This window comes from Streptomyces sp. WAC06614, from assembly GCF_003949795.1.
GTDB lineage: Bacteria > Actinomycetota > Actinomycetes > Streptomycetales > Streptomycetaceae > Streptomyces.
This window is the reverse complement of the sequence record NZ_RPRY01000437.1, coordinates 1-4843: the sequence shown is the minus strand read 5'-3', so window position 1 is coordinate 4843 and position 4843 is coordinate 1. Positions and strand designations below refer to the sequence as shown.

The window sequence follows — 4843 nt, the reverse complement described above, 5'->3', positions numbered from 1 at the left end:
GCCCCGGCCCCCCGGCCCCTACCGGCGGCTGTTCACCCTGCCCGGCACCCGGGGCTTCACCGCGGGCAACCTGATCGCCCGCCTCCCGATGGGCATGTTCAGTGTGAGCGCGATCATGATGATCGCCGGCCAGCGCGGCTCCTACGCCCTCGCGGGCGCCGTCACCGCCACCGGCCTGGCCGCCACCGCCGTGGTCGGGCCCTGGACGGCCCGGCTCGTCGACCGCCACGGTCAGGCCAAGGTCGCTCTGCCGGCCACCGCCCTGGCCGTGCTCGGCTCCCTGTGCCTGGTCCTGGCCGTCCACACCGAGGCCCCCGCCTGGACCCTCTTCGCCTCCTACGCCGCCACCGCCACCACCCCCAACATCGGCGGGATGTCCCGCGCCCGCTGGACCCATCTCCTGCGCGGCCGGCCCGCCGACCACCACACCGCCATGGCCTTCGAACAGGCCGCGGACGAGGCCTGCTTCATGCTCGGCCCCGTCGTGGCCGCCGCCCTGTGCGCCTCCGTCGCCCCCGAGGCCGGCACCCTCACCGCCGCCGCCCTGCTCCTCACCGGCATGCTGCTCTTCGTCTCGCAGCGCTCGACCGAACCGCCGCTCACCCACGCACCCATCCGTCAGCCCTCCCCGCTCCGCTCCCCGGGCATCCGCCCCCTGCTCCTGTTCTTCCTCACCCTAGGAACGTTGTTCGGCGCCCTGGAGGTTGCCTCGATCGCCTACCTCGACGCGCACGGCCTGGGCGCCACCGCCGGCCCGGTCCTCGCGCTCCAGGCACTCGGCTCCTGCGCGGCCGGCCTCGTCCACGGCACCGGCCGCCCCCGCTCCCTGCCCGCCTGTGCGGCCGCCATGGCCGTCCTGATGGCCCTGCCCTGGGCCGCGGCCGCCACCGGCCGGGTGGGGCTGCTGGCCCTCGCCCTGCTGCTCGCCGGGATGGCCACCGCCCCGACGATGGTCACCGCGATGTCGCTGGTCCACCGCCTCACCCCGGAGGGCCGGCTCAACGAGGGCATGACCCTCGCCGTGACCGCGATCCTCACCGGTGTCGCGGCCGGCTCGGCGGCGGCCGGGGCGCTCACGGACCGGTTCGGACCGGTACCGGCCTACGCCGTCCCGGCGCTGGCCGCCGTACTGGCCCTCGTACGGGCGCGCCGGCTGGGCCGGGCCGTCGGCGGGAACCCGGCAACCGAGTGACCGTCCCCGCGAGGTGCCCACCACCAAGGCCCATGATCAGCTTTAACTGGTGGGGCCTCAGGCGCACTTCTGCGCACTTCCCTTCGCGGAGGACCTCCTTGTCTGCTTCCCGCTGCACGCGTGCGGCCCTGGTCGTCGCGGCCGTCACCGCGACCCTCCTGGTGCCGTCCGTACCGGCACTCGCCGACTCGACCGACATCCGCTTCTCCCAGCCGTACGTGCCGTCGATCGCGGCCGGTAAGACCGGCCGCGTCGTCATCACGGCCGTGAACGGCGCCGAGCCGGCCGTCAGTTCCACGTTCCGGATCACCGCGCCGGAGCGGACCACGTTTCCCGAGCCCCGCTTCTACTGGGGGGACCAGCGCGCGGCCGTCTCCTGCACCCGCTCGGCGGATGCGCGCCGGCTGACGTGCAACGCCGGCACCCGGGCCGGCTTCGTCTTCCCCGCCCACACCCGGACCCGGCTCGGTGTGACCCTGCGGGTCGACGCGAACGCGCCCGAGGGCACCACCCTCGACGGCGGCGAGTGGGAGACCGGCGCCGACGACCCGACCCTGTTCGCGGTCGCCACCCCGGTGACCGGCCCGCGCGGCGCGCAGGGCCCGAAGGGCGACAAGGGTGACCACGGCGAGGACGGCAAGCCCGGCCTGCCGGGCCACCACGGCCTGCCCGGCCTCCAGGGCCGTCCCGGCCCCAAGGGCGAGAAGGGCGACCAGGGCGAGAAGGGTGACCGCGGCGAACGCGGCGAGACCGGCGTCCAGGGCCCCCAGGGCCTCCGCGGCCCCGCCGGCCCCCAGGGCCCGCAGGGCGAAGCCGGCCCCCGGGGCCCGAAGGGCCACCAGGGCCCCAAGGGCCCGAAGGGCGAGGCCGGCCCGAAGGGCCACCAGGGCCCGGCCGGACCGCAGGGCCCCAAGGGCCCCAAGGGACCGCAGGGCCCGAAGGGACCCAAGGGCGAGCATGGCCCCAAGGGCCACCAGGGCCCGGCCGGACCGCAGGGGCCGAAGGGCTCGAAGGGCTCGAAGGGCTCGAAGGGCGAGCACGGCCCCAAGGGCCACCAGGGCCCCGCCGGACCCCAGGGGCCCAAGGGCCCCCAGGGCCCCCAAGGACCGCAGGGCCCCCAGGGCCCCCGAGGCCCGAAGGGCGACACCGGCAAGCCGGGCAGCGGCCACCACGGCGGCAAGGGCGATCACGGCGGCAAGGGCGGCAAGGGCGACCACAGCAGCCACGGCAACGGCAGTGGCAAGGGTGACCACAAGTACGCCCAGGCCCGCATCCTGGCCCCCGCCACCGGCATCGGCATCCGCTCGGGCCCCGGCACCGGCTACGCCCGGACCGGCAAGCTCACCGCCGACGCGGTGGTCGACGTCCAGTGCAAGGTGAACGGCCAGGCCGTCTCCGGCAACGCGGTCTGGTACAAGCTCGCCGACGGCCGCGGCTGGATCGCCGCCCGCTACGCACAGAACCTCAACAAGGTCCCGTACTGCACCACCCTCTAGCCCACGGCCACGGGACGCCGCACACGGCCTACGCCACACGGCACACGGCACACGGCACACGGCACACGGCATGACAAAGGCCCCGCAGCGTTCCGGCTGCGGGGCCTTCGCCCACATGGGATGAGTGGAGATGGCGGGAATCGAACCCGCGTCCAACGGTGCAGAGAGAGGGCTTCTCCGAGCGCAGTCCGCTGCGATTTTCTCGGCCCCGGAGATCACGCGGACAAGTCTCCGACGGGCCCAGTCACTGTTTGGTTTCCCTCCGACCCCCGTGACCGGGGCTAGAGGTTGAGATCCCTAGATGACGCCAGGATCCGGGTCGGGATCGCTCCCGGGCTGACGCTCCTCACAGAGGCTTCGTTTGTTTCGCTGAGATTAGGCAGCGAGGGCGAAGCGGGAGTTATCGCTCTTGGTGTTGGCGATTATTTTTTGCGACATAGGGTTAACGAGATCATTGCCGCTTCCTCGGCTCGCTTCCCCTGCCTCGACATCCGCTGTCGAAACCGATCATCCCCATGTTGAATTAACAAGCAGCATCCGCACCTCACCAGGGAGCGGCGCTGACGCCATGGTACGCGACCACGCACGTCGGAAGCTACAGGAATTAACCCCGCTGACGCCTGCGCACGGCCGACATGGCGCGGTCCGCCTCGCGGCGGTCCTGCTTCTCGCGCAGCGTCTGGCGCTTGTCGTACTCCTTCTTGCCCTTCGCCAGCGCGATCTCGACCTTGGCCCGGCCGTCCTTGAAGTACAGCGAGAGGGGCACGATCGTGTGACCCGTCTCCTGGGACTTCGACTCCAGCTTGTCGATCTCCTCCCGGTGCAGCAGCAGCTTCCGCTTGCGCCGGGCGCTGTGGTTGGTCCAGGTGCCCTGGCTGTACTCGGGGACGTGCACGTTGTGCAGCCAGGCCTCGTGCCCGTCGAGCTGCACGAAGCCGTCCACCAGCGAGGCCCGGCCCTGGCGCAGGGACTTCACCTCGGTGCCCATGAGCACGAGGCCGCACTCGTAGGTGTCGAGGATGTGGTAGTCGTGCCGCGCCTTCTTGTTCTGGGCGATCAGCTTGCGCCCTTTTTCCTTAGCCATAGTGCGGTCATTTTCGCACTACGGACCCACCCCGAGGCCACCCAATACCGCACGGGCCCGCTCCTCGGCGCGGTCGCCCGCCGCGAGGTCGGGGACGATGCCGCTGCCGTCGACGCGCAGCCCCGCCGGGGTGCGGTACGTCCCCACGGTCAGCTCGGCCACCGAGCCGTCGGGCAGCTGGGTCGGCATCTGCACCGCGCCCTTGCCGAAGGTGCGGCTGCCGACGGTGACGGCCCGGCCGCGGTCCTTCAGGGCGCCGGTGACCAGCTCGGCCGCGCTCATGGTGCCGCCGTCCACCAGGGCCACCAGCGGCCGTCCGGTGTCCCCGCCGGGCTCGGCGTACAGGGCGCGCTCGGTGCCGCGGACGTCGTACGTGGCGACCAGGCCGCCGTCGAGGAAGGCGGAGGCGGCGGTGACGGCCTCGGCGACCAGCCCGCCGGGGTTGCCGCGCAGGTCCAGGACGACCCCGGAGCCGGGCGGGGCGCCGCGCACGGCCCGGCGGACCTGCTCGCCGGAGCCGCGGGTGAAGGAGGCGACCTTGATCAGGGTGATCCCGCCGGGCAGCCGCCGTACGGTGACGGGCTCGGTGTGCAGCTGCTCGCGCCGCAGGGCGGCCGTACGGACCTCCTCGCCCCGGGCGAGCCGCAGCACGACCGGGGTGCCGGCCCCACCGCGCAGCAGGGCGACGACGTCGGAGGGGGCCAGGCCCGTCACATCGCGGCCGTCCAGGGTCAGCAGCCGGTCGCCGGGGGCGATCCCGGCGCGGTCGGCGGGCCCGTCGGGCTGGACCCGGTCGATCTCGACCCGGCCGTCACGGCCGCCGCGCAGCCACAGTCCGACGCCGGTCCAGCGGCCGTCGAGGTCCTCCTCGAAGGCCTGGAACTCGCCGCGGTCGTAGACCACGCCCCAGCGGTCCCCGCTGCGGCTGACCACCTCCTGGGCGGCCTTCTTGCCGGACTTGCCCTCGGCCGCGGCCTGGGCGGCGGCCCGGGCCACGGCCTCCCGGTCGGCGGTGCCGGCCGGGGGCGCGGAGGAGGGGGCGGGGCCCCGGCCGGCACCGCCGACCGGGAG

Annotated in this window: 4 protein-coding genes and 1 other RNA gene; 2 read left to right on the top strand and 3 right to left on the bottom strand. The window is 73.9% G+C overall.

Features of this window, described 5'->3' with window-relative positions; all coding sequences use genetic code 11:
* Together EF918_RS32625 and EF918_RS32620 are read left to right on the top strand one after the other, a co-directional pair.
* Positions 1 to 1192: MFS transporter (locus EF918_RS32625; RefSeq protein WP_260610883.1), on the top strand; the 1192-nt coding region annotated here is incomplete at its 5' end.
* Between the two features lie 98 nt (positions 1193 to 1290).
* Positions 1291 to 2688: an SH3 domain-containing protein gene (locus EF918_RS32620; protein ID WP_185922028.1), complete on the top strand. Its 1398-nt coding sequence runs from the start codon at positions 1291 to 1293 to the stop codon at positions 2686 to 2688.
* A gap of 122 nt (positions 2689 to 2810) precedes the next feature.
* Here EF918_RS32620 and ssrA read toward each other — a convergent pair.
* From ssrA to EF918_RS32605, 3 genes are all read right to left on the bottom strand, one after another.
* Positions 2811 to 3203, bottom strand: a transfer-messenger RNA (tmRNA) gene (ssrA, locus tag EF918_RS32615).
* An 89-nt stretch (positions 3204 to 3292) separates the two neighbouring features.
* On the bottom strand, positions 3293 to 3772 hold the full coding sequence (gene smpB / locus EF918_RS32610; RefSeq protein ID WP_125652519.1) for an SsrA-binding protein SmpB: 480 nt from the start codon (positions 3770 to 3772) through the stop codon (positions 3293 to 3295).
* An 18-nt stretch (positions 3773 to 3790) separates the two neighbouring features.
* Positions 3791 to 4843, bottom strand: a 1053-nt coding sequence (locus EF918_RS32605) for a S41 family peptidase (RefSeq protein ID WP_125652518.1), incomplete at its 5' end; no start/stop codon positions are given.